This window comes from Intrasporangium calvum, assembly GCF_028446585.1.
Taxonomy (GTDB): Bacteria; Actinomycetota; Actinomycetes; order Actinomycetales; family Dermatophilaceae; genus Intrasporangium; species Intrasporangium calvum_A.
The window spans coordinates 45,056-71,885 of record NZ_JAPFQL010000021.1 but is presented as its reverse complement, the minus strand read 5'-3'; the positions used below and the strand labels follow the sequence as shown (position 1 = coordinate 71,885).

The following is a 26,830-nucleotide window of genomic DNA, read 5'->3' as shown; positions in this document are numbered from 1 at the left end:
CACTCGATCATGATGCGAGCGGGAGTCACCGGGGCGAACGTGACCAGCGTGCCCACGCAGCCTTGGGCAGCCCCGGTCACTCCCACTCGATGGTGCCCGGGGGCTTGCTCGTCACGTCGAGCACGACGCGGTTGACCTCGGGCACCTCGTTGGTGATCCGGGTCGAGATCTGGGCCAGCACGTCGTAGGGGACGCGGGCCCAGTCGGCGGTCATCGCGTCCTCCGAGGCGACCGGGCGCAGCACGACCGGGTGCCCATAGGTGCGGAAGTCACCCTGGACGCCGACGGAGCGGACGTCGGCGAGCAGGACGACCGGGCACTGCCAGATGTCGCGGTCGAGCCCGGCCCTGGTCAGCTCCTCGCGGGCGATCGCGTCGGCGCGGCGCAGGATGGCGAGCCGCTCGGCGTCGACCGCCCCGATGATCCGGATCCCGAGCCCGGGGCCCGGGAACGGCTGCCGCCAGACGATGACCTCCGGCACGCCGAGCTCCAGGCCGACCTGCCGCACCTCGTCCTTGAAGAGGGTCCGCAGGGGCTCGATGAGCTTGAACTGGAGGTCGTCGGGCAGGCCGCCGACGTTGTGGTGGCTCTTGATGTTGGCGGCGCCCTCACCGCCGCCCGACTCGACGACGTCGGGGTAGAGCGTGCCCTGCACGAGCCACTTGACCGGGTGCTCCTCGTCGGCGTGCGAGCCGACGACGTCGCGGGCGGCCTGCTCGAAGACTCGGATGAACTGCTCGCCGATGATCTTGCGCTTGGTCTCCGGGTCGGTGACGCCGGCGAGCGCGTTGAGGAACCGCTCCTGCGCGTCGACGACGACGAGGTCGACGCCAGTCGCCTCCACGAAGTCCTTCTCGACCTGCTCGGCCTCGCCCTCACGGAGCAGGCCGTGGTCGACGAAGACGCAGGTCAGCTGGTCACCGACAGCGCGCTGGACGAGGGCGGCCGCCACGGAGGAGTCGACGCCGCCGGACAGGGCACAGAGCACCCGGTCCTCGCCGACCTGCTCGCGGATCGACTCGACGAGCTCCTCGACGACGTGGCCGGGCGTCCACTCGGGCGTGATGCCGGCGCCTTTGCGGAGGAAGTTCTCGAGGACCCGCTGGCCCTGCTCGGAGTGCATCACCTCGGGGTGCCACTGCACGCCGTAGAGGCGCTGCTCGTCGTTCTCGAACGCGGCGACCGGCGTGCTCAGGGTGGAGGCCGTGACGAGGAAGCCGTCCGGCGCCTCCCCCACCGAGTCGCCGTGCGACATCCAGACGACCTGCTCCTCGGGCTGGCCGTCGAAGAGCGTCGAGTCGGTGCGCGAGATGGACGCCTGGGTCTTGCCGTACTCCCGCCCGCCGGTCCGGTCCACGGTCCCGCCGAGCGCCTGCGCCATCGCCTGGAACCCGTAGCACATGCCGAACACCGGCACCCCGGCCTCGAGCAGCGCCGCGTCGAGCCGTGGGGCGCCCTCCTCGTAGACCGAGCTCGGCCCGCCGGAGAGGATGATCGCGGCGGGCTCCTTGGCGAGGATCTCGGCGGCCGACATCGAGTGCGGCACCACCTCGCTGTAGACCTGCGCCTCGCGGACTCGCCTCGCGATCAGCTGGGCGTACTGGGCGCCGAAGTCGACGACGAGGACAGGGTGGGCCTGGAGGTCGTGCGCGTCACTCACCCCCGAAGCCTATCGGCCCGCTCGCGCCCCGACGTCCATGCCGTATGCCGCGGGGCTCGCTCCCGCCTCGAGCGCGCCTCGCTGCCCCGACGGTCGGGGACGGATGGCGCACCTTGGCCTCCTCTGGAGCCCATCCCACGCTCAGGACCCAGCCCAAGGTCCGTCATCCGTCCCGACGGCAAAGGCTGTGGCGTCAGCTGGTCAGGCGACGTAGGCCCGCTGGAGCATGGCGTTGATCTCCTTGGTGTTGCGGTGCTCGGCAACCCAGGGAACGACGGGGACGAAACCGGCGAGCAGGTTGAGCACGATCCGCTTGAGGCCCCAGGCGACCTTGACACCGAGGTTGGCGACCGCGGCGGCGAAGGCCATGTAGATGAAGCCGTGGATGTAGCTCCAGCTCTCGGTGAAGAAGTTCTCCTGGCCGAGGCCGTACTTCATGATCATCTCGGCGATGAGGATGAAGAGCGCGATGCCCGCGATGACCGCCATGACCCGATAGATGGTGAGGGCCGTCCGGATCTGCTTCGGCTTGGCCATGTTGGTCGGGTAGGTGCTCACGCGTGCGCGTCCTCTCTCGATGCGACCGGCTCGGAACCGGCCGGCTGCTGCTCTGCTCGGAACATCTTCCACCACATCCAGATCGCGAACAGACCGAAGACCCACCACTGGATGGCGTACGCGAGGTTCTTGAAGTTGAGCGGTGTGTCGAGGTCGGGCGGTGGCACCCGGGACAGGCTCGGGTCGACCACGGCCGACCCCACTGACTCCGCTGACTCCGATGCCGCCAGCAGCACGACGTTGTAGAGGTCACCGGGCCACTCGTTGACGAGCTCGGCCAGGTCGATGCCCGTGCGCTGGCCCTCCGGCAGGGCCGCTCCGGCTCGAGGCGACTCCCCCGGGCCGAGCGTGCCGAGGACGGTCACTGTGCCCTCCGGCGGCGCGGGCGCCGCCGCGGGGGTGCCCTCGACGAACCCGCGCAGGACCGGCACCACGCCCTCCGGAGTCTCCAGCGCGCCGACCACCCACGACCCGACCCGGCCGCCCAGCCGACGGTCGGGGACCACGAAACCCAGCTCAGCGGCATACGACCCGGTGGCGCTCACCGGCCGGTTGGAGAACTCCGGCTCGAACGCCGAGTGGGGGCTCGTCACCTGCTCGAGCGGGGCGCGCGGCAAGGCTGCGGCTGCGGCGACGGCCTCCTTGCGGCCCTCGTCCTGGGCGACGCCGAGCTGCCAGAGGCCGAGGAAGACGCAGGCAGTGACCGCGAGGAGCATGACGATCGTCAAGCCCACCCAGCGGGGTGTGAGCAGGCCACGGAGCACCCGCCCAGCGTAGGTCACCCGCCCGGCCTCCCCCGACACCGGCTCCCGTAACCCGACCGGGTCCGACCTCGTTGCCCCGTCAGCACCTCGTCGAGTTTCTCGACCGGTTGCCGGCGGGGTGCCGGGGGTGGTGTCGTCTCTGAGGGGTGACGGCATCACCCCTTCATCAGGGTCAGCCCCGCCCTGCCATCGCCCGATAGGGCTCACCCTGGACCGGCCGCTCGTCCGTCTCGGCGCGGTTCGGCCACAGCGCGATCGCGCGTTCGGCCAGGGCCGTGATCGTCAGGCTCGGGTTGACCCCGAGGTTCGCGGAGATCGCGGCGCCGTCGACGACGTGCAGGCCCGGGTAGTTCCAGACGCGGTGATAGGGGTCGATGACGCCCTGGTCGGGAGAGTCGGAGATGACCGCGCCCCCAATGAAGTGCGCGGTCAGCGGGATGTCCAGGATCTCGCCGATCGAGGAGCCGGGCTCGGCACGGTGCCCGGTCGTCTGCTCGAGGCGTTTCGCCATCGCCCGGACGGCGGCGTTGCCCGCGGGGATGTAGGTGGGGTTGGGAGCGCCGTGCCCCTGCTCGGACGTGAGACGCGACCGGAACAGGCCGCGTCTGCGCGAGACCCGGATCGAGTTGTCGGTCGTCTGCATCACCAGGGCGATGACTGTCCGCTCGCTCCAGCGCCGCTTCCACAGGCTGAGCAGGAAGGTGAGGGGGTGCCGGACCGCGAGCCCGAGGAACTTGAGCCACCGCGGCACCCGCCCGCCGCCGTCCACCTGCATGATCGCGAGCAGGCCCATCGCGTTGGAGCCCTTGCCGTAACGGACGTTCTCCACGTGGGTGACGTCGTCGACGTGGAAGCTCGACGTGATGGCCACGCCCTTCGTCAGGTCCATGCCCTGGGGCACGCGGGCCGTCATCGCCCCACCGAGCGCCTCGGAGTTGGTGCGGGTCAGCTCACCGAGCCGGCTGGAGAGTCGGGGCAGGTGACTCTCCCGCATGGCCTGGAGGAGCTGCGCCGTGCCCCAGGCGCCCGCCGCGATGACGACCTGGCCGGCGGTGACCGTGGTCTCCGCCTTGCCCCGCTTGGTCCACGCGCCGGACCGGACCGTGGTCACGGCATATCCGCTGTCCGGCCGCTCGGGGTTGAGCGGGCGGACGGAGGTCACCGTGCGCAGCGGCTCGATGACGACGCCCCGCCGCTCGGCCAGGGCGAGGTAGTTCTTGACCAGCGTGTTCTTGGCGCCGATCTTGCAGCCGACCATGCAGTTCCCGCACTCGGTGCACCCGGTCCGCTCCGGCCCCTCGCCGCCGAAGTAGGGGTCCGGCACCCGTTTGCCGGGCTCCCCGAAGAACACCCCGACCGGCGTCTTGCGGTAGGTCTCCCCGACGCCGAGGTCGACGGCCGCGTCGCGCATCAGCTGCTCGACCGGGCCCTCGCACGGGTTCTCGACGACGCCGAGCATCCGTCGGGCGGTCGCGTAGTGGGGGGCGAGCTCGGCCTCCCAGTCGGTGATGCCCGCCCACTGCGGGTCCCGGAAGAACGGGCTCGGTGGCACATAGAGCGTGTTGGCGTAGTTGAGCGACCCGCCGCCCACTCCTGCGCCGGCGAGCACGAGGCAGTCCGGCAGGTGGTGGATCCGTTGCACGCCGTAGCACCCCAGGCGTGGCGCCCACAGGTAGCGCCGCAGATTCCAGCTCGTGTCGGCGAAGTCCTCGTCGGCGAAGCGGCGGCCGGCCTCGTAGACGAGCACGCGATAGCCCTTCTCGACGAGCCGAAGGGCAGCCACGGACCCACCGAAGCCGGAACCGATCACCACGACGTCGTGGTCGTACGCCTGCGTCATGCGGACACCCTAGGCGCCTCACACCGCAGAGGCTACCGCTGGTAACGAAGCCCACAACGGGGTCACAGCGGTGGTCGGGCCCTCACTGGCCGAGGTAGGGCGACACCACGACCTCGACGCGCTGGAACTCCTTGACGTCGCTGTAGCCCGTCGTCGCCATGGCGCGGCGCAGCGCCCCGACGAGGTTCGTCGTGCCGTCCGCGTGCCGGCCCGGGCCGAAGAGGATCTCCTCGATGGAGGCCTGGGCGCCGAGCTCGATCCGCAGCCCACGCGGCAGCTCCGAGTGATGGGCCTCCGGGCCCCAGTGGAAGCCGCGGCCGGGCGCATCGGTGGCCCGCGCGAGCGCCGCGCCGAGCATCACGGCGTCGGCGCCACACGCGACGGCCTTGACGATGTCGCCCGAGGTCCCCACGCCGCCGTCGGCGATGACGTGGACGTAGCGGCCGCCGGACTCGTCGAGGTAGTCCCGCCGGGCCGCAGCGACGTCGGCGACGGCCGACGCCATCGGCGCGTGGATGCCCAGGGCCTTGCGGGTCGTCTGCGCCGCTCCCCCACCGAATCCGACGAGCACACCGGCCGCGCCGGTGCGCATCAGGTGCAGGGCCGCCGTGTAGGACGCTGCCCCACCGACGATGACCGGCACGTCGAGCTCGTAGATGAACCGCTTGAGGTTGAGCGGCTCGGCCCGCCCGGAGACGTGCTCGGCGGAGACGGTCGTGCCGCGGATGACGAACAGGTCGACACCCGCGTCGACGACGGTCTTCCAGTGCTGCTGGGTGCGCTGGGGCGAGAGGGCGCCAGCGACGGTGACGCCGGCCTCGCGGAGCTGGCGCAGCCGCTCCGTGATGAGCTCGGGCTTGATCGGCTCGGCGTAGATCTCCTGCATCCGCTGGGTCGCGTGGAGCGGGTCCAGCCCGGCGATCTCGGAGAGCTGCGCGGTCGGGTCCTCGTAGCGCGTCCACAGCCCCTCGAGGTCGAGCACCGGCAGGGCGCCGAGCTTGCCGAGCGCGATCGCGGACTCCGGCGAGACCACCGAGTCCATCGGCGCCGCCATCACGGGGATGTCGAAGTGGTAGGCGTCGATCTGCCACGACACCGAGACCTCCTCCGGGTCGCGCGTGCGCCGGGACGGCACCACCGCGATGTCGTCGAAGGAGTAGGCGCGCCGCCCGCGCTTGCCTCGGCCGATCTCGATCTCAGTCACCCGGTCAGCCTAGCGATCGCACGGGGTTGGCTCGCCCACTCGTCCGTATGCCGCTGAGCTCGCTCCCGCTCAGAAGTGCACATTCGTGGTCGGCGGGCAGGTTGACGGCAACGGTGCGCCCTGCACCCCGCACTCCTCCGACGACCCGGCTCCGTCCCTGGGAGTGCGCACTTCTGGCGGCGGGGCCGTCAGCCCGACCACGAGCGCGAGGATCGCCGACCGGCGAAGCGCGCTCAGCGGCATACGGCCAAAGGCACTCAGCCGACGGTGTAGTTGGGCGCCTCGACGATGCCCTGGATGTCGTGCGGGTGGCTCTCCTTGAGCGAGGCGGAGGTGATGCGGACGAATTTGCCCTTCTCCTGCAGCTCCGGGATGGTGCGTGCGCCGACGTAGAACATCGACTGGCGCAGGCCGCCGACCATCTGGTGCGCGACCGCCGAGAGCGGCCCGCGGTAGGCGACGCGGCCCTCGATGCCCTCGGGCACGAGCTTGTCGTCGGTGTCGACCTCGGCCTGGAAGTAGCGGTCCTTGGAGTAGGACTTCTTGCCCCGCGAGCTCATGGCCCCGAGCGACCCCATGCCGCGGTAGCTCTTGAACTGCTTGCCGTTGACGAAGATCAGCTCACCGGGCGACTCCTCGCAACCGGCGAGGAGGGAGCCGATCATGACGGAGTCCGCGCCGGCGACGATGGCCTTGGCGATGTCGCCGGAGTACTGCAGCCCGCCGTCCGCGATGACCGGGACCCCGGCCGGCTTGGCGGCGAGGGACGCGGAGTGGACGGCCGTGATCTGGGGGGCTCCCACGCCGGTGACGATCCGGGTCGTGCAGATCGAGCCCGGCCCGACCCCGACCTTGATGGCGTCCGCGCCGGCGTCCACGAAGGCCTGCGCGCCCTCGCGGGTCGCGACGTTGCCACCGATGACCTGGACGTGCTTGGTCGCCGGGTCCGACTTGAGCCGGGCCACCATCTCGACGAGCATCCGGACGTGCCCATGCGCGGTGTCGGCGACGAGGACGTCGACACCGGCCTCGATGAGGGTCGTGGCCCGCTCCCACGCGTCGCCGAAGTAGCCGATCGCAGCGCCGACCATGAGCCGCCCGGAGCCGTCCTGGCTCGCGTTGGGGAACTGCTCGCCCTTGACGAAGTCCTTGACCGTGATCAGCCCGGCGAGGTGGCCCTGGTCGTCGACGAGCGGGAGGCGCTCGCGCTTGTGCTGGCGGAGCAGCAGCGTCGCGTCCTCCCGGCTGATGCCCTCAGGCCCGGTGATGAGCGGCATGTGCGTCATCACCTCGTGGACCCGCGTCGTCGCCCACTCCTTGACCGGCGTGAAGCGCAGGTCGCGGTTGGTGACGATGCCGATCAGGCGCTTGTCGCCGTCGACGACGGGCAGCCCGGAGACGCGGTACTCGCCGCACTTCTGGTCCAGCTCCTCGAGGGTCGCCTCCGGACCGATCGTGATCGGGTTGGAGATGATGCCCGTCTGGGTCCGCTTGACGAGGTCGACCTGGTAGGCCTGGTCCGCGATCGACAGGTTGCGGTGCAGCACGCCGATGCCGCCCTGACGCGCCATCGCGATGGCCATGCGGGCCTCGGTCACGGTGTCCATCGCCGCGGAGATGAGGGGCGACTTGATCGACAGCTCCCGGGTCAGGCGGGTCGAGGTGTCGATGTCGTTGGGCGCCAGGTCGCTGTAGCCCGGCAGGAGCAGAACGTCGTCGTAGGTGAGGCCGAGGTTCTCGAACGGGGAGGGGACGTCATTCGTACCGAGCTGCATTGGAAGATTCTACGGGAGGCGACGGAGAGCTCCGGACCGCCTGAATGCCGGTCAGACGCCGCCGAGCACCGAGCCGGCGGCCTCGTCCAAGGGAGCCTCCGGTGTCGGGGCCGCCGGAACCGAGGGCTCAGCGGCCGGGTCCGCAGCCGCGGGTGACGTCTCCGCCGGTGCCTCGCCGGACTCGGCACCGGGGTCGGCCGGTGCGGCCGGAGGGTCGGGCGGGACCACGACTTCGGCACCATCGGCGGGGGGTTCGGCGGGGGGCTCGGCAGGGTTCTCGACAGGAGCCTCGACCGGGACCTCGACGGGAACCACGACGGGGATCCCGACTGCCGCTGGGGTAGCCGGCTGGTCGGTGGCGGGTCGCTGCGGCGATGCGTCTTGGGGCTCGGCCCGTGGCGGTGTGCGGCGCTCCTCGACGGGCGGCGCCGCCGGGACGGGACGGGACTGAGCGCCACCGCGCCCGAGCTCAGGCGCCTTGCCGTGGGCCTTGGGTCCCCGGTCCTCTGCCTTGGGGGCCTGTGCCGCCGTGGCCCGGTCGGTCGGCTCCGCGTCCCGACCGCGCTTCGGCTCCGGCTCAGGGGTCCGCTCCGCCGTCGGCCCGGGAGCGGGCGTTGGAGTGGTGTGCCCGTGCCCCGGGGGCGACGGGTTGCCGGGCGCCGACTGGACCACCAGCTCTGGGGTGCTCGGCTGCAGCGGCTGCCCACGGTCCTCGAGCCCGGCCATCACGCGGGCCCGGGTCACCGAGAGACCGATCCAACGCGACCGGCTCACATCGGAGCCGGAGGCACGCCGGACGAGTGCGGGCAGCAGGACAGGCGTCAGCTCCTCGATCAGGGCCTTCGGCGCGGGTGCGCCCAGCCGGCTCTCCGGACCAGGGAGCGGGAGCCGCCCAGGCTTCTCGCGGACCAGCGCAGCCCCGGCTCGCGGCGCCTCCGGAGCCGGTGCCACGGACGCAGGTCCGGCGGAGGGCCGCCCGCCCGGGACGGTGACGGCCGCGGCGACGCCGGCGCCGGAGGCCCCCACGGCGAGCGCGGTCAAGGCGGAGAGTGCGCGGCGGCGGCCGGTGCGGCGCCGCGACTGCGGCTGACCCAACGGGTGGTCGGCGTGCGCGGCCAGGGCTGCGAGCAGCCGCTCGACCGGCTCGTCGCCGGGCGTGAGCCGGCGAGCGGCACGGTCGATCAGCAGGTCGTCCGCGACCAGGTCGCTCAGCGGGACCGGCTTGGTCATGCCACGTCACCTGCCTTCCGCTCAACCATCAGGGTCCGCAGCCGGCCGAGGGCGCGGTGCTGGGCGACGCGCACGGCACCGGTCGTCATGCCCAGTGCGTCGGCGGTCTCGTCGGTGGTCAGGCCGACCGCGACACGCAGGATGAGGATCTCTCGTTGCGCCTCGGGCAGCCCGTGCATCAGTGAGAGCGCCACAGCCGCCTCGTCCCGGAGCACGGCGGTCGCCTCAGGGGTCGGGCTCTCGTCGACCTGGTCGGGCAGCTCCTCCACTGGGGTCGGGCCGCGCATCGCCGCGCGCTGCACGTCCGCGAGCTTGCGGGAGGTGATGCGGTAGACGAAGGCCTCGAAGGGCAGGCCGCGCTCCTCGTACGTGGGCAGGGCGGTCAGCACGGCCATGCACACCTCCTGAGCGACGTCCTGGGCAAGGTCCTCGGCCCCGAAGCGGCCGAGCCGGACACGGGCGTACCGCACCGCGAGGTCGCGCACCCGTCGCAGCAGCTCTTCACGTGCGACGGCGTCGATCGCTGCCCGGGACGCGAGCTCGCCGAGGGATGTGGGAGTGTCCACACCCTCCATCGCCATACCCGCGCGTCGCGTTACTCCGGACCGCGAGGTCCGCATGAATCCCATCGGTTGCGAAACCCCCGACCTCTCCACAGCGGGGCCCCACCCACCAGGACTCCGGGCTGCGTCCTCACATCTTACGTGCGGTCACCTCGTCGTGGGGCGGCAAAGACCTGTCATCTCAAGGGGATTTCTTGAACAAGTCTTGAAACTTCAGGCCTTCAATCGAGACCAAGGCCCCAGTTAGTTTCAACCGACGGCGCCTGAAGCGGCCGCATCGGCAGAGCCACTGCCGCCTGACTAAAGACGAGGACGACCACAACCATGGCCGAGATCACCCGCCTCCCGGGTCCGGTGGCGGATCTCTGGGACTGGCAGCTCGAGGGGGCGTGCCGGGGCGTGAGCCCCGAGGTGTTCTTCCACCCCGAGGGCGAGCGCGGTCCCAGACGACGCAACCGTGACGCCGCTGCAAAGGCGGTCTGTGCCGCCTGCCCCGTCCTGGCCGAGTGCCGCAGTCATGCACTCCAGGTCCGCGAGCCCTACGGCGTCTGGGGCGGCCTCAGCGAGACCGAGCGCGAGCTGCTCTACGACGGTCCCGTCCGCAGCATCGCCACCGCCTCCTGACCCGCCCGACCCAGCCCGTATGCCGCTGAGCTCGGTCGCGCGACCCAGCTGAGCGGCATACCTCCCGCTGTCGGCGAACGCGAAAGGGCCACCCTCACGAGGAGGGTGGCCCTTTCACTACGGGGTGATCAGTGCCCGTGACCGTGGCCGTGGCCGCCGGCCGCCGGCTCCTCGTCTTCGGGCTTGTCCACGACGAGGGTGTCCGTCGTGAGGATCATCGACGCGATCGACTCCGCGTTGCGCAGCGCGGAACGCGTCACCTTGACCGGGTCGATGACGCCGGCCGCGATGAGGTCGCCGTACTCGCCCGTGGCCGCGTTGAGGCCCTGGCCGAGGGGCAGCTCCGCCACCTTGGAGGTGACGACGTAGCCCTGCAGGCCGGCGTTCTCGGCGATCCAGCGCAGCGGCTCCTGGACGGCCTTGCGCACGATCGTCGCACCGGTCGCCTCGTCGCCCTCGAGCCCGAGACCGTCGATGGCGTCGGCCGCGTGGATGAGGGCGGTGCCGCCACCGGCGACGATGCCCTCCTCGATGGCCGCGCGGGTCGCGGAGATCGCGTCCTCGATGCGGTGCTTCTTCTCCTTGAGCTCCACCTCGGTGTGCGCGCCGACCTTGATGACGCAGACGCCGCCGGCGAGCTTGGCGAGACGCTCCTGGAGCTTCTCGCGGTCCCAGTCGGAGTCGGTGCGCTCGATCTCGGACTTGATCTGGTTGACCCGGCCCTCGACCTCGGAGGCCTCGCCAGCACCGTCGATGATCGTCGTGTTGTCCTTGGTGAGCACGACGCGGCGAGCCTGGCCGAGGACCGTCAGGTCGGCCTGGTCGAGCTTGAGGCCGACCTCCTCGGCGATGACCTGGCCACCGGTGAGGATCGCGATGTCCTGCAGCATGGCCTTGCGGCGGTCACCGAAGCCCGGAGCCTTGACGGCGGCCACGTTGAAGGTGCCGCGGATCTTGTTGACGACGAGCGTCGACAGCGCCTCGCCGTCGACGTCCTCGGCGATGATCAGCAGCGGCTTGCCCGACTGGACGACCTTCTCGAGCACCGGGAGGACCTCGGCGACGGCCGAGATCTTGCCCTGGTTGATCAGGACGTAGGCGTCCTCGAGGACCGTCTCCATCCGCTCCGTGTCGGTGACGAAGTACGCCGACAGGTAGCCCTTGTCGAACTGCATGCCCTCGGTGAACTCGAGCTCGGTGGCCGTCGTCGAGGACTCCTCGACGGTGATGACGCCGTCCTTGCCGACCTTGTCGAAGGCCTCACCGATGAGCGCGCCCAGCGTGGAGTCCTGCGCGGAGAGCGTCGCGACCGAGGCGACCTCGTCCTTGCCGTTGACGTCGCGGGCGATCTCGAGCAGCCGGTCGTTGACCGCGCTGACGGCCTTGTCCATACCGCGCTTGAGGGCGGCCGGGGCAGCGCCCGCGGCAACGTTGCGCAGGCCCTCCTTGACCATCGCCTGGGCGAGGACCGTCGCGGTGGTCGTGCCGTCACCCGCGATGTCGTTCGTCTTGGTGGCGACCTCCTTGGCGAGCTGCGCGCCGAGGTTCTCGTAGGCGTCCTCGAGCTCGATCTCACGGGCGATCGTGACACCGTCGTTGGTGATCGTGGGGGCGCCCCACTTCTTGTCGATGACGACGTTGCGACCCTTCGGGCCGAGCGTCACCTTGACGGCGTTGGCGAGCGCGTCGACGCCGCGCTCCAGGGACTTTCGTGCGGAGTCGTCGAACTCCAGTTGCTTGGCCATGGTGTTCCTTCTGGCAGGTGGTTCGCGTAACGGGGGGCGAATGAACCGCACCCCGGTGCGACCCCGAGGGGCGTCACCGGGGTGCGGTCAAAGCTGGTGCTGCTGGTGGTCGCTCAGCCGACGACGGCGAGGACGTCACGCGCGGAGAGGATGAGGTACTCCTCGCCGCCGTACTTGACCTCGGTGCCGCCGTACTTGCTGTAGATGACCTTGTCGCCGACCTTGACGTCGAGCGGGACGCGCTGGTCGCCGTCCTCGTTCCAGCGACCGGGGCCGACAGCGAGGACCTCGCCCTCCTGCGGCTTCTCCTTCGCCGTGTCCGGGATGACCAGACCGGACGCAGTGGTCTGCTCGGCCTCGAGGGACTTGACGACGATGCGGTCTTCGAGCGGCTTGATGGAAACCGACACGGTGGTGACCTTCCCTTCGGGATGTCGATTGTTCGAGTCTGGATGCGTTCTTGATCTCCATGAGGCGGCCGCCGTCGCGGGGGTCGACCGTTCTCGCGGGGAGAGAACTGGCACTTTCGAGGTGAGAGTGCCAACAAGCAGAAATCTAGGTTTCAGTTAGCACTCGGTCAAGTCGAGTGCCAACAGACGGGCTGACCGAGCTCTTGGCGCCCCGCCACTCGCGGACCACGGTCCCCATCTGGCGACCCCGCCGACCCCTGACCGGGCCGTGCGAGAGGATGGCGCGCATGGATGCGGCGATGGTGGACCGGCTCGCGACGGGAGAGGGCTGGGCACTGCTGCAGTCGTTGCCGCCTTACGACGAGTCCACGGCGCTGCAGCTCCAGGAGAAGCTGCGCACCGCCTTCGACCCGGACCTCGTCGCTGCGGCGATGGCGCAGTCCCGGCTCCGGGCGCGCGCGGCCGACAAGTTCGGGGACTTCGCGGCCGGCATGCTCTTCACCCCGGACGGCCTCGAGCAGGCCACCAGGCTCTCGCTCGCCGCCCGGCACGCGCACCGGTTCGCGGCGGCGGACGTGCGCGAGGTGTACGACCTCGGCTGCGGCATCGGGTCCGACGCGATGGCCTTTGCCGGCCTCGACCTGCTCGTCCGCGCTGTGGATGCCGACGCAGCGACGGCCCGCGTCGCCGCGACCAACCTGCGCCACTGGCCCTCGGCCCGCGTCACCTGCGCGCGAGCCGAGGACGTCCGGCTTCCGCTCGGCGAGGCCGCCCGGCACCTCGGCGTCTGGCTCGATCCCGCGCGCCGGGTCGAGGGGGTGGCCGACGTGCGCGGCCGCGCCAGGCGGATCTTCTCGCTCGATGCCATCTCGCCGTCGTGGCAGCAGGTCCAGGCCTTCGCCGCGCAGGCGCCGGCCGCTGGGGCCAAGCTGTCGCCCGCCTTCCCCCACGCCGCCATTCCCTCGGGAGCCGAGGCCCAGTGGAGCTCCTGGCACGGTGAAGTCCTCGAGTGCGTCGTCTGGTGGGGTCCGCTCGCCGCCCAGCCGGGGCGCACGGCGGCCGTCTGCTCTCCCGCCGCCACGCACGTCGTCACCGAGGCGGACGCCGCCCCTGCCGACGGCGAGCCGCCCCTGTCTGCGATCACCGGCATCGGCGAGTGGCTCTACGAGCCGGATCGCGCCGTCATCCGGGCCGGCCTCACCGGGGCCCTGGTCGCCGCAGTGGACGGCACCGAGCTGGGAGCCGGCGTCGGCTACGTGACGAGCCCAGCGGCATACGACATCGCGTGGGCCCGGCGCTACCACGTCGTCGAGGCGATGCCGCTGTCCACGAAGGCGCTCTCGCGCTGGTTGCGCGACCACGGCCACGACCGCGTGACGATCAAGAAGCGCGGTGTCACGCTCGATGCCGACCTGCTGCGGCGCCAGCTGAAGATGACGGCACGCGGCAAGGGCGGCTCGGAGGCGACCCTGGTCGTCACCCGCGTGGCCGGCACCCAGGTCGCCCTGGTCGTCTCACCCGCCTGATCAGAGCGCCGCGTCGGGTTGCGCTCCGGCCCAGGTGACAGCCTCCGCGCCCGCCCGGTTGGCCGCGTCGAGCGCCTCCGCACGAGTGGCACCCTTCGCGAGAGCAGCCGCAAGGGCTCCGCAGAAGGCGTCCCCGGCACCCACCGAGTCGACGACGTCCGCGTCGTCGAGGGGTATGCCGCTCACCTCCTCCCCGTCCCACCTGGCCCCCGCTGCCCCGAAGGTCACGAGCAGTGAGCTGGGGATGAGGTCGGAGTCGGCGAGCTGGCGCATCTCGGACTCGTTGACGACGAGGGGGTCGGCGAGGGCGATGACATGGTGCGGCAGCCGCCCGTAGGGGGCGAGGTTGATGACGACCCGGGCACCGGCACGGTTGGCGGCCGAGGCGGCTCGGGCGACGGTCTGGGGCGGCACCTCGAGCGAGCAGAGCAGGACGTCTCCGGCGCCGAGTCCGGCGGCCGTGACCGAGGCGTCCTCCACCATCTCGTTCGCGCCCGGGACGACGATGATGGAGTTCTCGCCCTCGCCGTCCACGGTGATGTAGGCCGTCCCCGTCGGCGCGTCCTGGCAGGCCGGGACCTCGGCGCGAATCCCGTGCCGGCGCAGCCGCTCGACGTAGGCGGCACCCGCGTCGTCGGCACCGACCCGGCCGATCATGACGACCTCGGCGCCGGCGCGGCGGGCGGCCATGGCCTGGTTGCCGCCCTTGCCCCCGGCGAAGCGGCCCGCTGACTCACCGAGGACCGTCTCGCCGGGTCGCGGGAGCCGGGTGACGCGCGTGACGATGTCGACGTTGAGGGAGCCGAGGACGGCGACGCGGCCCATCAGCGCGCGCCCGCCCGCGCCCGGATGGTCTCGAGCCAGAGCGCTGAGTAGCGCTCGTGGTCGACGCCGAGCGCGACCCGGACGCGCACCGACGACTCGCCGTGCGGGTCGTGCGAGAGGTCGCCGCTCCAGTCGCGACGGTCGACGATGGTCCGGCCCCGGGACCAGTGGCCCGCGAGCTCGACCCGGATCGGCAGCACCTGCGTCGTCAGCGCCTCGGGCTCGATGACGGCACAGACCGCGCCCGCGTCGCCGATCGTCGCGGCGTCCCGCCCGAACCGGTGACACTGGAAGTCGATCAGACGCCCAGCGAGCTCTGCGCCCGTCCGGCCACCCACCGCCACGAGCTCGGCGGCCTGCTCCCGGCTCACCACCGGGTCGTAGAAGACGTCGAGGCCATACATCGTGACGGGGATCGACAGGTCGGCTGCGGCGTCGAGGGCGATCGCTGCTGCCTCGGGGTCGTGGAAGACGTTGAACTCCGCAGAGGCCGTGGCGTTGCCGACATGGGCGGCGCCGCCCATGAAGATGATCTGCGCGATGCCGGCGGCCACGTCGGGGTAGGTCCGCAGCAACAACGCGATGTTGGTCATCGGGGCGGTCGGGACGATGGTGATCCGCTCGCCGGCCGCCGCTGCGGCCAGGCAGACGTCCCGGAGCAGCTCGACCGCGTGACGCTCGTCCGGCCGGAGGGTCGGCGCCGGCCAGCCGAGGTCACCCATCCCGTCGTTGCCATGGACGTGGCGGGCATCCCGCGGGTGCTCGAGCAGGGGTCGATTGGCTCCGCGGGCCACCGGCACGTCCGAGCGCCCGACCGCGTCGAGCACGGTCAGCGTGTTGCGGACGACGTCATCAACCGGCGCGTTGCCACCGACGCAGGTCACCGCCCGGAGGTCGAGCGCGGGGTGCGTGGCGGCCAGCAGGAGGGCGCAGGCGTCGTCGACCCCAGTGTCGACGTCGAGGACGATGGGCGTGGGCTCACGGGTCACACCGTGCAACGTATCGCCCGGGCCGGACAGCACGGGCCCGGCTCGCGCCCGATCGGGACACAGCAGCGGCTCAGGCATCGTGGGTACGGTCCTTGGGTGTTCGTGACCCTGCCCCCCGACCGTGCCCGCCGCTCGACTGCCGTCGCCCTCGTCGTCGCCGTGACGACGCTGTCAGCCTCCTGCACGAGCGGGGTGGGCTCGTCGCCGTCGGCGGCGCGAGCCAGCAGCGCGGGGACGGTCGGCACCCCCAGTGGGGCGGGAACCAGCGCCTCGACGTCGCAGCCGACCTCAGCCCCGACCACCGCCGCGCCTCCTGCCGCCCCGCCGCGCGAGGAGCCCACTCCCGAGGAGTGCGCGAAAGCGGTCGTCCGGGGCCTGAGCACCGCAGAGCGGGCGGGCCAGCTCCTCGTGGTCGGCCTGGACGCCAACGCGCGTCGGACCAGCCTGGACCGGCTCATCCGGGGGCGCCATCTCGGTGGCGTCATCCTCCTCGGCGGCTGGACGAGCGGCCGGGACGACGTGCGCGCGGCGACCCGCCACCTCAGCTCCCTGCCCGACCGTCCGGGCGGCGCGCCGGGCCTTCTCCTGGCTGCGGACCAGGAGGGCGGACGGGTCCAGCAGTTGCGCGGGGACGGCTTCACCCGGATCCCCACGGCCCTCGAGCAGGGCACCTGGTCCCCCGCCGAGCTCAGGCGGCGCGCCTCGCGATGGGCCGACGAGCTGCGCGCCGCCGGGATCAACGTCAATCTCGCGCCGGTCGCCGACACCGTCCCGACGAGCATCGGCCCCGCCAACGACCCCATCGGCCAGTGGGATCGGCAGTTCTCTTCCGATCCCCGCGTGGTGGCCCGGAGCGTCGCCGCCTTCATCAAGGGCATGCACGAGGGCGAGGTCGCCACGGCGACCAAGCACTTCCCGGGGATCGGCCGGATCAGGGGCAACACGGACCTGACGGCGGAAGGCATCGTCGACCGGACGACGAGCCGGACCGACCCGTTCCTCCGGCCCTTCGCGGGCGGGGTCGCGGCTGGCACCGACCTCGTCATGGTGGGCTCGGCGATCTACAGCCGGATCGACCCGGGCGTGCAGGCGCTCTTCTCCCGCCGCATCGTCACGGACCTGCTGCGCAAGCGCCTGGGCTATCAGGGGGTGGTCATCACCGACGACGTGGGCGCGGCCAAGTCGGTGGCCGCCACGCCGGTGGGACAGCGGGCCACCCGCTTTGTCGGGGCCGGCGGGGACATCGTCCTGACCGCCCGGCCGGACACCGTGCCGGCGATGCACCGGGCCCTCACGGCCCGGATGGGCGCGGACCGCGACTTCACGGCCAAGGTGACCGCCGCAGCCACCCGCGTCGTGGCCCTGAAGGCCGAGCTCGGCCTGGTCGACTGCGACTGACCGGCTCACCCCGGGCGCCCCTCGCCTCCCTGGGTCGATGTGGGTCAGGGCGCAGGGGTGTGGGGTGGGGCGGGGCGGTCAGGACTGGACGAGCTGCACCGGCATCGACGAGTCGGTCGGCAGGCCGAGGTCGCTCGGCTCGCGGCCCTTGGCGACCATCTGCGCCCCCAGCGCCGCGACCATCGCGCCGTTGTCGGTGCACAGCCCGGGTCGCGGCACGCGGAGGGCGATGCCGGCCTTGGTGCAGCGCTCCTCGGCCAGGGCCCGCAAGCGGGAGTTGGCCGCCACCCCGCCACCGATGAGCAGGTGGTCGACGCCGTTGTCCTTGCACGCGAGGACGGCCTTGCGGGTCAGCACGTCGACGACGGCCTCCTGGAACGACGCCGCGACATCCGCTACCGGGACCGCCTCGCCGTCCCGGTGCCGCATCTCGACCCAGCGAGCCACGGCCGTCTTGAGCCCGGAGAAGGAGAAGTCGAAGCGGTGCCGCTCGAGGTCGCGCCGCGAGGTCAGGCCGCGCGGGAAGTCGATGGCGATGCGGTCGCCCTCGCGAGCGGCCCGGTCGATGTGCGGCCCGCCCGGGAACGGCAGCCCCAGCACGCGCGCCACCTTGTCGAAGGCCTCACCCGCCGCATCGTCCATCGTCGACCCGAGGGACCGGACGTCGTTGGTCACGTCGGGCACGAGCAGCAGGGACGAGTGGCCACCGGAGACGAGCATGGCCATCGTCGGCTCGGGCAGCGGCCCGTGCTCGACGATGTCGACGGCCACGTGGGAGGCGAGGTGGTTGACGCCGTAGATCGGCCGGTCGAGGGCGACAGCGAGCGCCTTCGCGGCGGCGACCCCGACGAGCAGCGACCCCGCCAGTCCGGGCCCGGACGTCACGGCGATGGCGTCGAGGTCCCTGAGGCTGACCCCTGCCTCCCGGCAGGCTCGCTCGATGGTGGGGACCATCGCCTCGAGGTGGGCGCGGCTCGCCACCTCGGGCACGACGCCGCCGAACCGCGCGTGCTCCTCGACGCTGCTCGCGACCGTGTCGACGAGCAAGGTCTCACCACGCACGATCCCGACGCCGGTCTCGTCGCACGAGGTCTCGATGCCGAGGACGAGGGGCTCGTCAGTCATGGGTTCCTCCAAGGTGCTTGCGCATGACGAGGGCGTCGACGTCGCCCGGTTGGTAGTAGCGGCGCCGGACCGAGATCGTCTCGAAGTCACTGCGCTCGTAGAGGCGCTTGGCCGGCTCGTTGTCGGCCCGCACCTCGAGCAGCAACGCCGTGGCGCCCCGCTGCTCGGCGCGGTGCACGAGGTCGTCGAGGAGTCGCCGCCCGAGTCCGTGGCCCCGCGCAGCCGGGACCGTCGCGATGGTCATGACGTCGGCGACGTCACCCGACACGTCGATGCCGGCGTAGCCGACGACCTGCTCCCCCTCGACGGCCACGACGTAGTCGCGGCGCGGTCGGGCGGCCAGCTCGGCCCACCACGTCGGCTCGGTCCAGGCGTCGTCGGCGAAGAGCTCCACCTCGAGGGCAGCGAGCGTCGCGAGGTCGGTCCACTCGAGCTCGCGCAGCACCGTCGTGCTCATCCGAGGGTCGACTTCTGGCTGGGTGGAGCCTTCGACACGTCCGGCCGGCGCAGATAGAGCGGCTCGAGCCCATCCAGCGGGTCCGCCGGGTCACCGTCGGCGAGCCGGCGGACCGCGAGGTCGGCGAGCGCCCCTGCGGAGACGTCACGAGGCAGAGGTATGCCGCTGGGCTCGCTCCCGTCCTCGGGTGGCCCCGGGAGGTCGGCCGGGTAGAGGAGCGGTCCCCGCCCTGCGATCGGCAGGCGCCGCCAGTCGTGCTGGAGCTCGGCAGCCCTGCTGACGACGGGGCCGGCCAACCGCGTGAGGCCACCCTCGTCGAGGAGGAACTCAGCGGCATACACCTCCTTGCGGCGGGCGTCGGTGGCGACGAGCAGGCCACCACGATGACCGCCCAGCCACGCCTCGTGTGCCAGCGCGTCGAGGCTGCACAGCCCGTGGACGGGCAGGCCGAGGGCAAAGGCGAACGTCCGGCCGGACACGATGCCGACACGCAGGCCGGTGAAGGGGCCGGGGCCGATGCCGACGACGACCCCCGTCACGTCGCGCGGCGCGGCTCCTGCCTGGTCGAGTGCGGCCCGGATCCCCGGCGCGAGGTGCTCGGCGTGGGCCCGCGCGTCGAGCGTCGTGGCTTGGGCCACGACCCGGTCGCCGTCATGGAGCGCGACGGAGATGGCCGTGGTGGACGTGTCGATGCCGAGGATGAGCACGGGCGTCAGGTTATCCCGGCCCGTCCCCCCAGCCCGAAACGACGGCGATCGTGCCGCGTCCGCTCGGGCACGGCCGGCTCCCCATCACCCACGGCGGCTGCGACGAGGAACAGCACAGCGAGGACGGCCAACGGAACGACCACCGCCCCTGTCGAGCCGCCGAGCAGGTCAGCCAGTCCTGGACCCTCAGGGCCTCGCTCACCGACCCAGCGGACCAGGACGGACACGAAGGGCACCGCGGCGAGGGCCAGGAGCAGCCCTCCCGCACGCGCCGCGTGACGACGTCCGAGGACCGCGACCGGCAGCGCCAGCACCAGCGCGATGACCGGGAGGTCCGGCACGTCCGCCACGTCGACGAAGAGCGTGAGCACCATCCAGACCGCGAACAGCCCCACCGCCGCGGCCAGGACGGCGCCGGCGAGCCCTGGTGACCGGGCCGCGAGCACGGTGAGCGCAATGAGCGGCACGACGATCAGCAGCGTCAGGAGCAGCGCCGTCCAGCCGCCCGGGTCGTCCCAGGCATAGCCGAGCGCGAACAGCACCCCGCCGACCACGAAGAGCGCCGTGAGGACGAGGGCGACCAGGCGAAGGATTCGGGACATGACACCACCTGCCTTTCACCTCGAGGCTCGTGGCCCGTCGGGTGATCGGCCAGTGCCGGATGGCCCTCTTTCTCCGCTCCGTCGGCTCAGACCGACGCCAGCGCGGAGTCGCTGAGACGCTCCCAGCGGCTTCCGACCGGGTCGAGGCGAGCCGTGCGGACCTCTTCGCCGGTGAGGGTGATGCCGAGGCGGTGCTCGGAGAGCTGCTCGGACATCCCCGCCCCCCACTCGATGACGGTCACGCTCTGCTCGAGGTCTGCGTCGAGGTCCAGGTCGTCCAGCTCCAGGGCGCTGCCGAGCCGGTAGGCGTCGACGTGCACCAGCGCCGGACCGTCGCTCAGCGACGGATGCACCCGGGCGATCACGAAGGTCGGTGAGGTGATCGGCCCCCGGACCCCCAGGCCCTCGGCGAGCCCCTGCGTGAGCGTGGTCTTGCCGGCGCCCAGGTCGCCCGTGAGGACGAGGACGTCACCGGCCCGCAGGAGCCGGCCGAGCCTTCTGCCGAAGGCCCGAGTGTCCTCCGGGGTCTCCAGCGTCACCTCACGACTCACGGCGTACCTCCTCCTTCGATCCTGCTGCGACCTTGGCTCGGCGGAGCCGGGCCAGTGCTCTGGCCCGCTCGGCTCGGACGACCTCGTCGGCCTCGAGCTCGATGCGGCGCTGGCGGCGGTTCTTCGCCACGTCCGTGACGATCCGGCGCACACGCGGCCGGCGGGGCAGCTCGATGTGTTGCTCCCGGGCGCGGGTGCCCTCCTCGACGAGCTCGAGCAGGTGGGCACTCAACAGGTCGGGGTGCTCGAGCATGATGATGTGGCCGGCGTCGTTGACGACGACGTGCTCGGCGCCGGGGATGCCCTCGACGATGAGCTCACTGTGCGCGGGTGGGGTCAGGACGTCCTGGCGGCCGTTGAAGACGAGCGTCACGGTGTCCTTGAACTCCGCGAGGGCAGGGCGCTTGTCGAAACCGTCGAAGGTCGTCAGGTAGTCGTTGATGACGTCGAACGGCGTGCTCAGCAGCATGTCCGCCGTGTAGCGGACGACCTTGCGGGGCACCGGTGACGCGAAGGAGTTCTGGTCGACGAGGAACTCCTCCACGTCCCGACCGACGCGGCGCAGCCGCCGGATGAGCTCGGGCCGCTCCCCCAAGGGGCCGAGCACGGAGGGCCCGACCCGCTCCAGGAGCAGCCGGCCGAGAGTGGCGCTCCGGCCCCCGTTGGCCAGGGTGAGCCCGCCGGCGCTCGTGCTGATGAAGGCCGCCCCGGCGACCCTGTCGCGGATCAGGTCGGGGTGGCGCTCGCCGAGGGCGAGCATGGTCATGCCGCCCATCGAGTGGCCCGCCAGGACGAGGTAGCCCTCGGGAGCCGTGTCCTCGATGACCATGCGCAGGTCCTCGCCGAGCTGGTCGATGACGTAGGAGTCGCTCGCGCCCGGGCCGGACTGTCCGTGGCCACGGTGGTCCCAGCTGACGACCCGAAAGCCGGCCGCCTTGAGGGCGCGCCGCTGGTAGACCCACGACTTCAGGCTGAGGCAGTAGCCGTGCGTCAGGATGACGGTCGGCAGCCGTCCCGGGTCGTCACCGCTCGTCAGGCCCTGGGCCGCCGCGGCCGCCGCCTCGGGAGCCGGCTCGTCGATCTCGACGTGGAGGGCGACGCCGTCCGACGTGAGCAGGACCCGCTCCTCGTCCGGCGTGATCTCGAGCTGCTCCGTCGTCTCCAACGCGTCCAGGGCGGCCCGGTGGCGCCCGGCCCGGTCGGCCGCGATGCCGGCGGCGACGCCGGCCGCGACCCCCGCGGCGCCGAGGACGATGCCCAGCACGGGGTTGCGGCTGGGCGGGCTCACGAGCCTGCTCCGGCCTCGGGACCACCGAGCCACACCCGCGGGACGCGGGCGCCGATCCGGGTGACGATCTCGTAGCTGATGGTGTCGGTGGCAGCGGCCCAGTCCTGCGCGGTCGGGCCGTCCTCGGGCTTGCCGAAGAGGGTCACCACGTCTCCTGCTGCGGCCGAGCTGCCCGGCCCGAGGTCCACGACGAACTGGTCCATGCAGACGCGGCCGGCGATCCTCGTGCTCAGGTCCCCCACCTGGAGCGGGGCGACATTCGTCGCGTTGCGGGGGATGCCGTCGGCATAGCCCGCGGGGACGAGGCCGACGACGGTGTCCGACTCGGGGGCATAGACGTGGCCGTAGCTGATGCCGCGGCCGGCGGGCCACTGCTTGACGAGCGCCAGGCGGGCGCGGAGCGTCATCACCGGCTTCAGCCCGAAGTCGTCGGCCACCTGGGGCACCGGTGACAGGCCGTAGACCGCGATGCCGGGCCGGACGAGGTCGGCGTGGGCCGACGGATGGACCAGCGTGGCGGCGGAGTTGGCCAGGTGCCGGACCTCCGGACGCACCCCGGCGCGCTCCGCCATGGCGACAGCCTCGAAGAAGGTGTCCTGCTGGGCCAGCACGGTCGGGTGCTCGGGCGCATCCGCCATCGCGAAGTGGGTCCAGAGGCCGACCACCGAGATCGCACCCTCGGCCTCGAGCCGGCGCGCGTGCTCGACGAGGGTCGGCCAGCCGGCGCCGAAGGCGCCGCCACGGCCCAACCCGGTGTCGACCTTGAGATGCACCCGCGCGGTGCGACCCTCTGCCCGTGCCGCCGCGGCCACCGCATCGAGGGTCCACGGCGCCGAGGCGGACAGGTCGATGTCGCGTCGGACTGCTCCCGCGAAGTCACTCGCCGGGACGCACAGCCAGCTGAGCAGCCGCGTCGCCACCCCCGCGTCGCGCAGCCCGATGGCCTCGGCCAGCTGCGCCACGCCGAGCCAGTCGGCACCGGCAGCGACGGCCGCCCGGGCGACGGGCAGCAGGCCGTGGCCGTAGCCGTCGGCCTTGACGACGGCCATCAGCTGTGACTGCGCCGCCCGCGCGCGGAGCGTGCGGACGTTGTGCTGCAGGGCGTCCAGGTCGATCTCCGCCCAGACGGTCAGGCCGGCAGTGGCGTCAGTGGAGTTCATCGAGCGCATCTTCGCACGCCCCGCTCGAAAGGGCAGTTCGCCCCGTCACACCGCCCTCAGGCGTCGGCGCGACGGAGCAGGTCGCGGACCGTCGGGCGCAGCGCCTGCGCCACGGCCAGCGCGCGCACCGGCCCCCCACCCGAGACCCGATCGGCGGCCACGCCGTGCACGAGCGTCGCGAGCGACCCGGCATCGAGCGGGTCGAGGCCGGCGGCGAGGAGCGTGCCGGCGAGCCCCGCGAGGACGTCTCCGGCCCCGGCGGTGGCCAACCAGGCCGGGGCATCCGTCTGCGAGCGGACCGGCCCTCCGGGGTCCGGGCCGACGACGATGGTGGTCGAACCCTTGAGGAGCACCGTCGCGCCCGTCTGCTCGGCGGCCCGCCGGGCGTGGCGAACCGGCTCCCGCTCGACGTCGGCGCGCGTCACGGTGGGACCGAGACGGGAGAGCAGCCGGGCCAGCTCGCCCGCGTGCGGCGTCAGCAGCGTCGGCGCTTCCCGTGTCTCGGTCAGGAGGTCGAGACCCCCCGCGTCGAGCACCAGGGGAAGGTCGCTCGCCAGCGCCTCACGCGCCACCTGCAACTGCGCCGAGGCCTCCGCACCGGTCGCTTGCGGGTCGAGCCCCGGGCCGACGAGCCAGGCCTGGACCCGGCCCTCGCCGACGACGGCCTCCGGCACCGCGTGCCGCACCAGCCCGACCGGGGTCGGCGTGCCGACGTAACGGACCATCCCCACCCCCGACTCGACGGCGGCCGTGACGGCCAGCACGGCGGCGCCGGCGTAGGTCTCACCGCCCGCGACGACCCCGAGCACCCCGCGGGAGTACTTGTCGTCGCCCGGCCCGGGCACCGGCCAGAGCTCAGCGACGTCATCATGGGTCAGTCGCTCGACGGCCGCGGGGAACTCGTCCGTCTCGATTCCGATGTCGACTACGGTCAGGCGCCCGGTCGCGCCCTCTCCGGCGGGGAGGAGGTGGGCGGGCTTGGGGACACCGAAGGTGACGGTCTCGTCGGCCCAGACCGCATCGCCGTCAGGGTCCAGCCCATCGGGGTCGAGGCCGCTGACCACGTCCACCGCGATGACCCAGGCGTCGTCGGCAATCGCGTCCACCAGCTCGGCGGCACGAGGCCGCAACCCCGGACGGCCACCGATGCCGACGATGCCGTCGAGGACGACATCGCCCTCGGCCACGGCCTGCACGGCGCCCGCGGGGTCGTCCACCGCGACGACGACAGCCGCCCCGGCCAGCTCGGCTGCCCGCAGGCCCGCGGGGTGGACGCGTGCCCGGCCGGAGTCCGGCAACAGCACCACAGCGCAGGCGAAGCCGGCGTCGGAAAGGAGCCCAGCGGCATACAACGTGTCTCCCCCGTTGTCACCGGCACCGACGAGCGCGACGACGCTGCGGCCATCCCGCTCAGCGAGACGGGCGGTCGCGACCGCAGCCAGCCCCTCCGCGGCCCGCTGCATCAGCTCGCCCTCCGGGAGCTGCGCCATGGCGGCCCGCTCGGCCGCACGGACCTCGGTGACGGACAGCGCCCGGATCATCAGCCCTCCGCGATGACGATCGCCGACGCGACGCCCGCATCGTGCGACAGGGAGACATGGAAGCTGTCGACGCCGAGATCGTTGGCGCGGGCCTGCACCGACCCGCCGATCTCCAGCGAGGGCTTGCCGTCGTCGTTGGTGGCCACGCGGGCATCCGTCCAGTGCAGCCCGACGGGCGCGCCGAGCGCCTTGGCCAGCGCCTCCTTGGCGGCGAACCGCGCGGCGAGCGAAGCGATGCCGAGGCCGCGCTCCTCAGCCGTGAACAGCCGCTCCCGCAGTGCGGGAGTCCGCCGCAGCGTCTCCTCGAAGCGCGCGATGTCCACGACGTCGATGCCGACCCCGATGATCACGCCGGTGCCCTCCGCATCGCGGCCGTCACTCGACCGTGACCGACTTGGCGAGGTTGCGCGGCTGGTCCACGTCGAGGCCCTTGGCCGTCGACAGCCACAGCGCGAAGACCTGGAGCGGCACCACCGTCAGGAGCGGCGCGAGCAGCTGTGACGTGGCAGGCACCCGGATGACCTCGTCGGCGAAGGGGACCACCGCCTCGTCGCCCTCCTCCGCGATGACGAGCGTGCGGGCCCCACGGGCCCGGATCTCCTGGATGTTGGAGACGACCTTGCCGTGCAGGCCGTGCTCGCTCGACGGCGACGGGACGACGACGAAGACCGGCTGACCCGGCTCGATGAGCGCAATGGGGCCGTGCTTCAGCTCGCCCGCCGCGAAGCCCTCGGCGTGGATGTAGGCGAGCTCCTTGAGCTTGAGCGCGCCCTCCATGGCGACGGGATAGCCGACGTGGCGGCCGAGGAAGAGCACCGACCGGGTGTCGGCCATGAACTTCGCGATCTCCTTGACCCGGCCCATCTGGCCGAGGAGCGTCTCGATCTTCGCCGGAACGCCGCCGAGCTCCTTCATGACAGCCTGCGCGTCGTCGGCGTAGGCGCCGCCGCGCAGCTGGGCCAGGTAGAGGCCGAGGACGTATGACGCCGTGATCTGCGCGAGGAAGGCCTTGGTCGAGGCGACCGCGATCTCGGGCCCCGCGTGCGTGTAGAGCACCGCGTCCGACTCCCGGGGAATCGTCGAGCCGTGGGTGTTGCAGATGGAGATCGTCAGCGCGCCGAGATCACGTGCGTGCTTGACGGCCATCAGGGTGTCCATCGTCTCGCCCGACTGGCTGATCGACACGACCAGGGTGCGGTCGTCGACGATGGGGTCGCAGTAGCGGAACTCGTGGGCGAGGGCGACCTCGACCGGGATGCGCGTCCACCGCTCGATGGCGTACTTGGCCGTCATGCCCGCATAGGCAGCAGTGCCGCAGGCGACGACCGTGATGCGGTCGACCTCGCGCAGCTTCTCCTCCGGGATGCGCAGCTCGTCGAGGACGAGGCGACCGTCGGGGTCGGTGCGGCCCAGCAGCGTGTCGCGAACGGCGTGCGGCTGCTCGTTGATCTCCTTCTCCATGAAGGTCGCGTAGCCGCCCTTCTCGGCAGCGGCCGCGTCCCACGTCACCTCGTAGGCCTTGCCGTCTGCCGGCGTGCCGTCGAAGTTGATGACCGTCGCACCGTCCGGCGTGATCGTCACGATCTGGTCCTGCGCCAGCTCGAGGGCGTGCCGGGTGTGGCCGATGAACGCCGCGACGTCCGAGCCGAGGTAGTTCGCATCGTCACCCAGGCCCACGACGAGCGGGCTGTTGCGGCGAGCGCCGACCACGACGCCGGGCTGGTCAGCGTGGATCGCGAGCAGGGTGAAGGCGCCCTCCAGCTCAGCCACCGTCTCGCGCATCGCCTCGGTCAGGTCACCGGCCCCCTCGTAGGCTGCCGCGAGGAGGTGGGCGACGACCTCGGTGTCGGTCTCGCTCGTGAAGGCCACACCCTGCCCGATGAGCTCCTTCTTCAGGGCGTGGAAGTTCTCGATGATGCCGTTGTGGATGAGGGCGAGCTTGCCGTCGGCCCCACCGCGATGGGGGTGGGCGTTCTCGTCCGTGGGACCGCCGTGGGTCGCCCAGCGCGTGTGCCCGATCCCGGTCGAGGAGACCGGCAGCGGGTCCGCCGCGATCTCGGCGCGCAGGTTGGCGAGCTTGCCCGACTTCTTGCGGGTCTCCACGTGGTCACCGTCGATGAGGGCCACGCCTGCGGAGTCGTATCCGCGGTACTCCAGCCTGGCCAGACCCTCCATGACGACGTCCAGCGCCGTGCCGTCCTGAGTCCTGCCGACGTAGCCAACGATTCCGCACATGCGGACCAGCCTAAGGGACCGCCGAGCGGGTCGAGTCCACGCCGGCAGGCCTC

25 protein-coding genes are annotated in these 26,830 nt (G+C 72.1%); 3 read left to right on the top strand and 22 right to left on the bottom strand.

All coding sequences use genetic code 11. The features are described 5' to 3' along the window. Positions 1-76: 76 nt before the first annotated feature. From guaA to OO014_RS06770, 8 genes are all read right to left on the bottom strand, one after another. Positions 77-1,660 carry a glutamine-hydrolyzing GMP synthase gene (gene guaA, locus OO014_RS06805; RefSeq protein WP_272461535.1) on the bottom strand — a complete coding sequence of 528 codons (1,584 nt, stop codon included), beginning with the start codon at positions 1,658-1,660 and terminating at the stop codon, positions 77-79. Positions 1,661-1,861: 201 nt separating this feature from the next. Then, positions 1,862-2,218 (bottom strand): DUF3817 domain-containing protein, encoded by a 357-nt coding sequence (locus tag OO014_RS06800; RefSeq protein WP_272461534.1) that lies wholly within the window; start codon positions 2,216-2,218, stop codon positions 1,862-1,864. Next, the gene (locus tag OO014_RS06795) at positions 2,215-2,982 is read right to left on the bottom strand and encodes an SURF1 family protein (protein WP_272461533.1); all 768 of its coding nucleotides are present in this window, start codon (positions 2,980-2,982) and stop codon (positions 2,215-2,217) included. The genes OO014_RS06800 and OO014_RS06795 overlap by 4 nt, the downstream gene beginning before the upstream one ends. Positions 2,983-3,154: 172 nt before the next feature. Continuing rightward, complete coding sequence (locus tag OO014_RS06790) at positions 3,155-4,822, bottom strand: GMC oxidoreductase (RefSeq protein WP_272461532.1); 1,668 nt, start codon at positions 4,820-4,822, stop codon at positions 3,155-3,157. Positions 4,823-4,904: 82 nt separating this feature from the next. Next, entirely contained in the window at positions 4,905-6,026 is a 1,122-nt protein-coding gene (locus tag OO014_RS06785) for a GuaB3 family IMP dehydrogenase-related protein (protein ID WP_272461531.1), read from the bottom strand. 257 nt (positions 6,027-6,283) lie between these two features. Beyond that, complete coding sequence (gene guaB, locus OO014_RS06780) at positions 6,284-7,801, bottom strand: IMP dehydrogenase (protein ID WP_272461530.1); 1,518 nt, start codon at positions 7,799-7,801, stop codon at positions 6,284-6,286. Between the two features lie 51 nt (positions 7,802-7,852). Then, positions 7,853-9,031, bottom strand: coding sequence for a hypothetical protein (locus tag OO014_RS06775; RefSeq protein ID WP_272461529.1), 1,179 nt, complete (start codon positions 9,029-9,031; stop codon positions 7,853-7,855). Next, the gene (locus OO014_RS06770; protein WP_272461528.1) at positions 9,028-9,606 is read right to left on the bottom strand and encodes a sigma-70 family RNA polymerase sigma factor; all 579 of its coding nucleotides are present in this window, start codon (positions 9,604-9,606) and stop codon (positions 9,028-9,030) included. The genes OO014_RS06775 and OO014_RS06770 overlap by 4 nt, the downstream gene beginning before the upstream one ends. 312 nt (positions 9,607-9,918) lie before the next feature. Between OO014_RS06770 and OO014_RS06765 the strand changes: the two genes are divergently transcribed. After that, a complete protein-coding gene (locus OO014_RS06765) occupies positions 9,919-10,218 on the top strand; it encodes a WhiB family transcriptional regulator (RefSeq protein ID WP_272461527.1) in 300 nt (99 codons plus the stop codon). Positions 10,219-10,346: 128 nt separating this feature from the next. Here the strand turns inward: OO014_RS06765 and groL are convergent, their stop codons facing one another. Both groL and groES read right to left on the bottom strand, forming a co-directional pair. Continuing rightward, complete coding sequence (gene groL / locus OO014_RS06760) at positions 10,347-11,963, bottom strand: chaperonin GroEL (protein WP_272461526.1); 1,617 nt, start codon at positions 11,961-11,963, stop codon at positions 10,347-10,349. A 113-nt stretch (positions 11,964-12,076) separates the two neighbouring features. Beyond that, on the bottom strand, positions 12,077-12,373 hold the full coding sequence (gene groES, locus OO014_RS06755) for a co-chaperone GroES (protein ID WP_041308421.1): 297 nt from the start codon (positions 12,371-12,373) through the stop codon (positions 12,077-12,079). Between the two features lie 287 nt (positions 12,374-12,660). On the opposite strand from groES, the gene OO014_RS06750 reads away from it, so the two are divergent. Further along, complete coding sequence (locus OO014_RS06750; RefSeq protein WP_272461525.1) at positions 12,661-13,899, top strand: THUMP-like domain-containing protein; 1,239 nt, start codon at positions 12,661-12,663, stop codon at positions 13,897-13,899. On the opposite strand, the gene OO014_RS06745 is transcribed toward OO014_RS06750, so the two are convergent. Both OO014_RS06745 and OO014_RS06740 read right to left on the bottom strand, forming a co-directional pair. Further along, a complete protein-coding gene (locus tag OO014_RS06745; protein WP_272461524.1) occupies positions 13,900-14,724 on the bottom strand; it encodes a ribokinase in 825 nt (274 codons plus the stop codon). It lies immediately after the preceding gene. Next, positions 14,724-15,713, bottom strand: coding sequence for a nucleoside hydrolase (locus OO014_RS06740; RefSeq protein WP_272461523.1), 990 nt, complete (start codon positions 15,711-15,713; stop codon positions 14,724-14,726). Before OO014_RS06740 ends, OO014_RS06745 begins: the two co-directional genes overlap by 1 nt. A gap of 96 nt (positions 15,714-15,809) precedes the next feature. Between OO014_RS06740 and OO014_RS06735 the strand changes: the two genes are divergently transcribed. Then, positions 15,810-17,111, top strand: a complete 1,302-nt coding sequence (locus OO014_RS06735; protein WP_272461522.1) for a glycoside hydrolase family 3 N-terminal domain-containing protein — start codon at positions 15,810-15,812, stop codon at positions 17,109-17,111. A 78-nt stretch (positions 17,112-17,189) separates the two neighbouring features. On the opposite strand, the gene tsaD is transcribed toward OO014_RS06735, so the two are convergent. From tsaD to glmS, 10 genes are all read right to left on the bottom strand, one after another. Next, positions 17,190-18,236 (bottom strand): tRNA (adenosine(37)-N6)-threonylcarbamoyltransferase complex transferase subunit TsaD, encoded by a 1,047-nt coding sequence (gene tsaD, locus OO014_RS06730; protein ID WP_272461521.1) that lies wholly within the window; start codon positions 18,234-18,236, stop codon positions 17,190-17,192. Beyond that, the gene (gene rimI, locus OO014_RS06725; protein WP_272461520.1) at positions 18,229-18,693 is read right to left on the bottom strand and encodes a ribosomal protein S18-alanine N-acetyltransferase; all 465 of its coding nucleotides are present in this window, start codon (positions 18,691-18,693) and stop codon (positions 18,229-18,231) included. The genes tsaD and rimI overlap by 8 nt, the downstream gene beginning before the upstream one ends. Then, positions 18,690-19,400 carry a tRNA (adenosine(37)-N6)-threonylcarbamoyltransferase complex dimerization subunit type 1 TsaB gene (gene tsaB, locus OO014_RS06720; RefSeq protein ID WP_272461519.1) on the bottom strand — a complete coding sequence of 237 codons (711 nt, stop codon included), beginning with the start codon at positions 19,398-19,400 and terminating at the stop codon, positions 18,690-18,692. Before tsaB ends, rimI begins: the two co-directional genes overlap by 4 nt. Before the next feature lie 5 nt (positions 19,401-19,405). Beyond that, a complete protein-coding gene (locus OO014_RS06715; protein ID WP_272461518.1) occupies positions 19,406-20,002 on the bottom strand; it encodes a hypothetical protein in 597 nt (198 codons plus the stop codon). A gap of 86 nt (positions 20,003-20,088) precedes the next feature. Beyond that, a complete protein-coding gene (gene tsaE, locus OO014_RS06710) occupies positions 20,089-20,553 on the bottom strand; it encodes a tRNA (adenosine(37)-N6)-threonylcarbamoyltransferase complex ATPase subunit type 1 TsaE (RefSeq protein ID WP_272461517.1) in 465 nt (154 codons plus the stop codon). Then, complete coding sequence (locus tag OO014_RS06705) at positions 20,543-21,841, bottom strand: alpha/beta fold hydrolase (protein ID WP_272461516.1); 1,299 nt, start codon at positions 21,839-21,841, stop codon at positions 20,543-20,545. Before OO014_RS06705 ends, tsaE begins: the two co-directional genes overlap by 11 nt. Then, on the bottom strand, positions 21,838-23,001 hold the full coding sequence (gene alr / locus OO014_RS06700) for an alanine racemase (RefSeq protein WP_272461515.1): 1,164 nt from the start codon (positions 22,999-23,001) through the stop codon (positions 21,838-21,840). The genes OO014_RS06705 and alr overlap by 4 nt, the downstream gene beginning before the upstream one ends. A gap of 56 nt (positions 23,002-23,057) precedes the next feature. Beyond that, positions 23,058-24,542 (bottom strand): bifunctional ADP-dependent NAD(P)H-hydrate dehydratase/NAD(P)H-hydrate epimerase, encoded by a 1,485-nt coding sequence (locus OO014_RS06695; protein WP_272461514.1) that lies wholly within the window; start codon positions 24,540-24,542, stop codon positions 23,058-23,060. After that, entirely contained in the window at positions 24,542-24,892 is a 351-nt protein-coding gene (locus OO014_RS06690) for a holo-ACP synthase (protein WP_272461513.1), read from the bottom strand. The genes OO014_RS06695 and OO014_RS06690 overlap by 1 nt, the downstream gene beginning before the upstream one ends. Before the next feature lie 25 nt (positions 24,893-24,917). Further along, positions 24,918-26,777 (bottom strand): glutamine--fructose-6-phosphate transaminase (isomerizing), encoded by a 1,860-nt coding sequence (gene glmS / locus OO014_RS06685; protein ID WP_272461512.1) that lies wholly within the window; start codon positions 26,775-26,777, stop codon positions 24,918-24,920. Between the last annotated feature and the right edge of the window lie 53 nt (positions 26,778-26,830).

Coding starts and splice junctions, on each gene's coding strand:
- glmS (WP_272461512.1), bottom strand. CDS start 26,777: ATGTGCGGAATCGTTGGCTACGTCGGCAGGACTCAGGACGGCACGGCG.
- groL (WP_272461526.1), bottom strand. CDS start 11,963: ATGGCCAAGCAACTGGAGTTCGACGACTCCGCACGAAAGTCCCTGGAG.
- OO014_RS06765 (WP_272461527.1), top strand. CDS start 9,919: ATGGCCGAGATCACCCGCCTCCCGGGTCCGGTGGCGGATCTCTGGGAC.
- OO014_RS06790 (WP_272461532.1), bottom strand. CDS start 4,822: ATGACGCAGGCGTACGACCACGACGTCGTGGTGATCGGTTCCGGCTTC.
- OO014_RS06750 (WP_272461525.1), top strand. CDS start 12,661: ATGGATGCGGCGATGGTGGACCGGCTCGCGACGGGAGAGGGCTGGGCA.
- guaB (WP_272461530.1), bottom strand. CDS start 7,801: ATGCAGCTCGGTACGAATGACGTCCCCTCCCCGTTCGAGAACCTCGGC.
- OO014_RS06775 (WP_272461529.1), bottom strand. CDS start 9,031: ATGACCAAGCCGGTCCCGCTGAGCGACCTGGTCGCGGACGACCTGCTG.
- tsaD (WP_272461521.1), bottom strand. CDS start 18,236: ATGACTGACGAGCCCCTCGTCCTCGGCATCGAGACCTCGTGCGACGAG.
- OO014_RS06770 (WP_272461528.1), bottom strand. CDS start 9,606: ATGGAGGGTGTGGACACTCCCACATCCCTCGGCGAGCTCGCGTCCCGG.
- OO014_RS06695 (WP_272461514.1), bottom strand. CDS start 24,542: ATGATCCGGGCGCTGTCCGTCACCGAGGTCCGTGCGGCCGAGCGGGCC.
- rimI (WP_272461520.1), bottom strand. CDS start 18,693: ATGAGCACGACGGTGCTGCGCGAGCTCGAGTGGACCGACCTCGCGACG.
- OO014_RS06715 (WP_272461518.1), bottom strand. CDS start 20,002: ATGTCCCGAATCCTTCGCCTGGTCGCCCTCGTCCTCACGGCGCTCTTC.
- alr (WP_272461515.1), bottom strand. CDS start 23,001: ATGAACTCCACTGACGCCACTGCCGGCCTGACCGTCTGGGCGGAGATC.
- OO014_RS06745 (WP_272461524.1), bottom strand. CDS start 14,724: ATGGGCCGCGTCGCCGTCCTCGGCTCCCTCAACGTCGACATCGTCACG.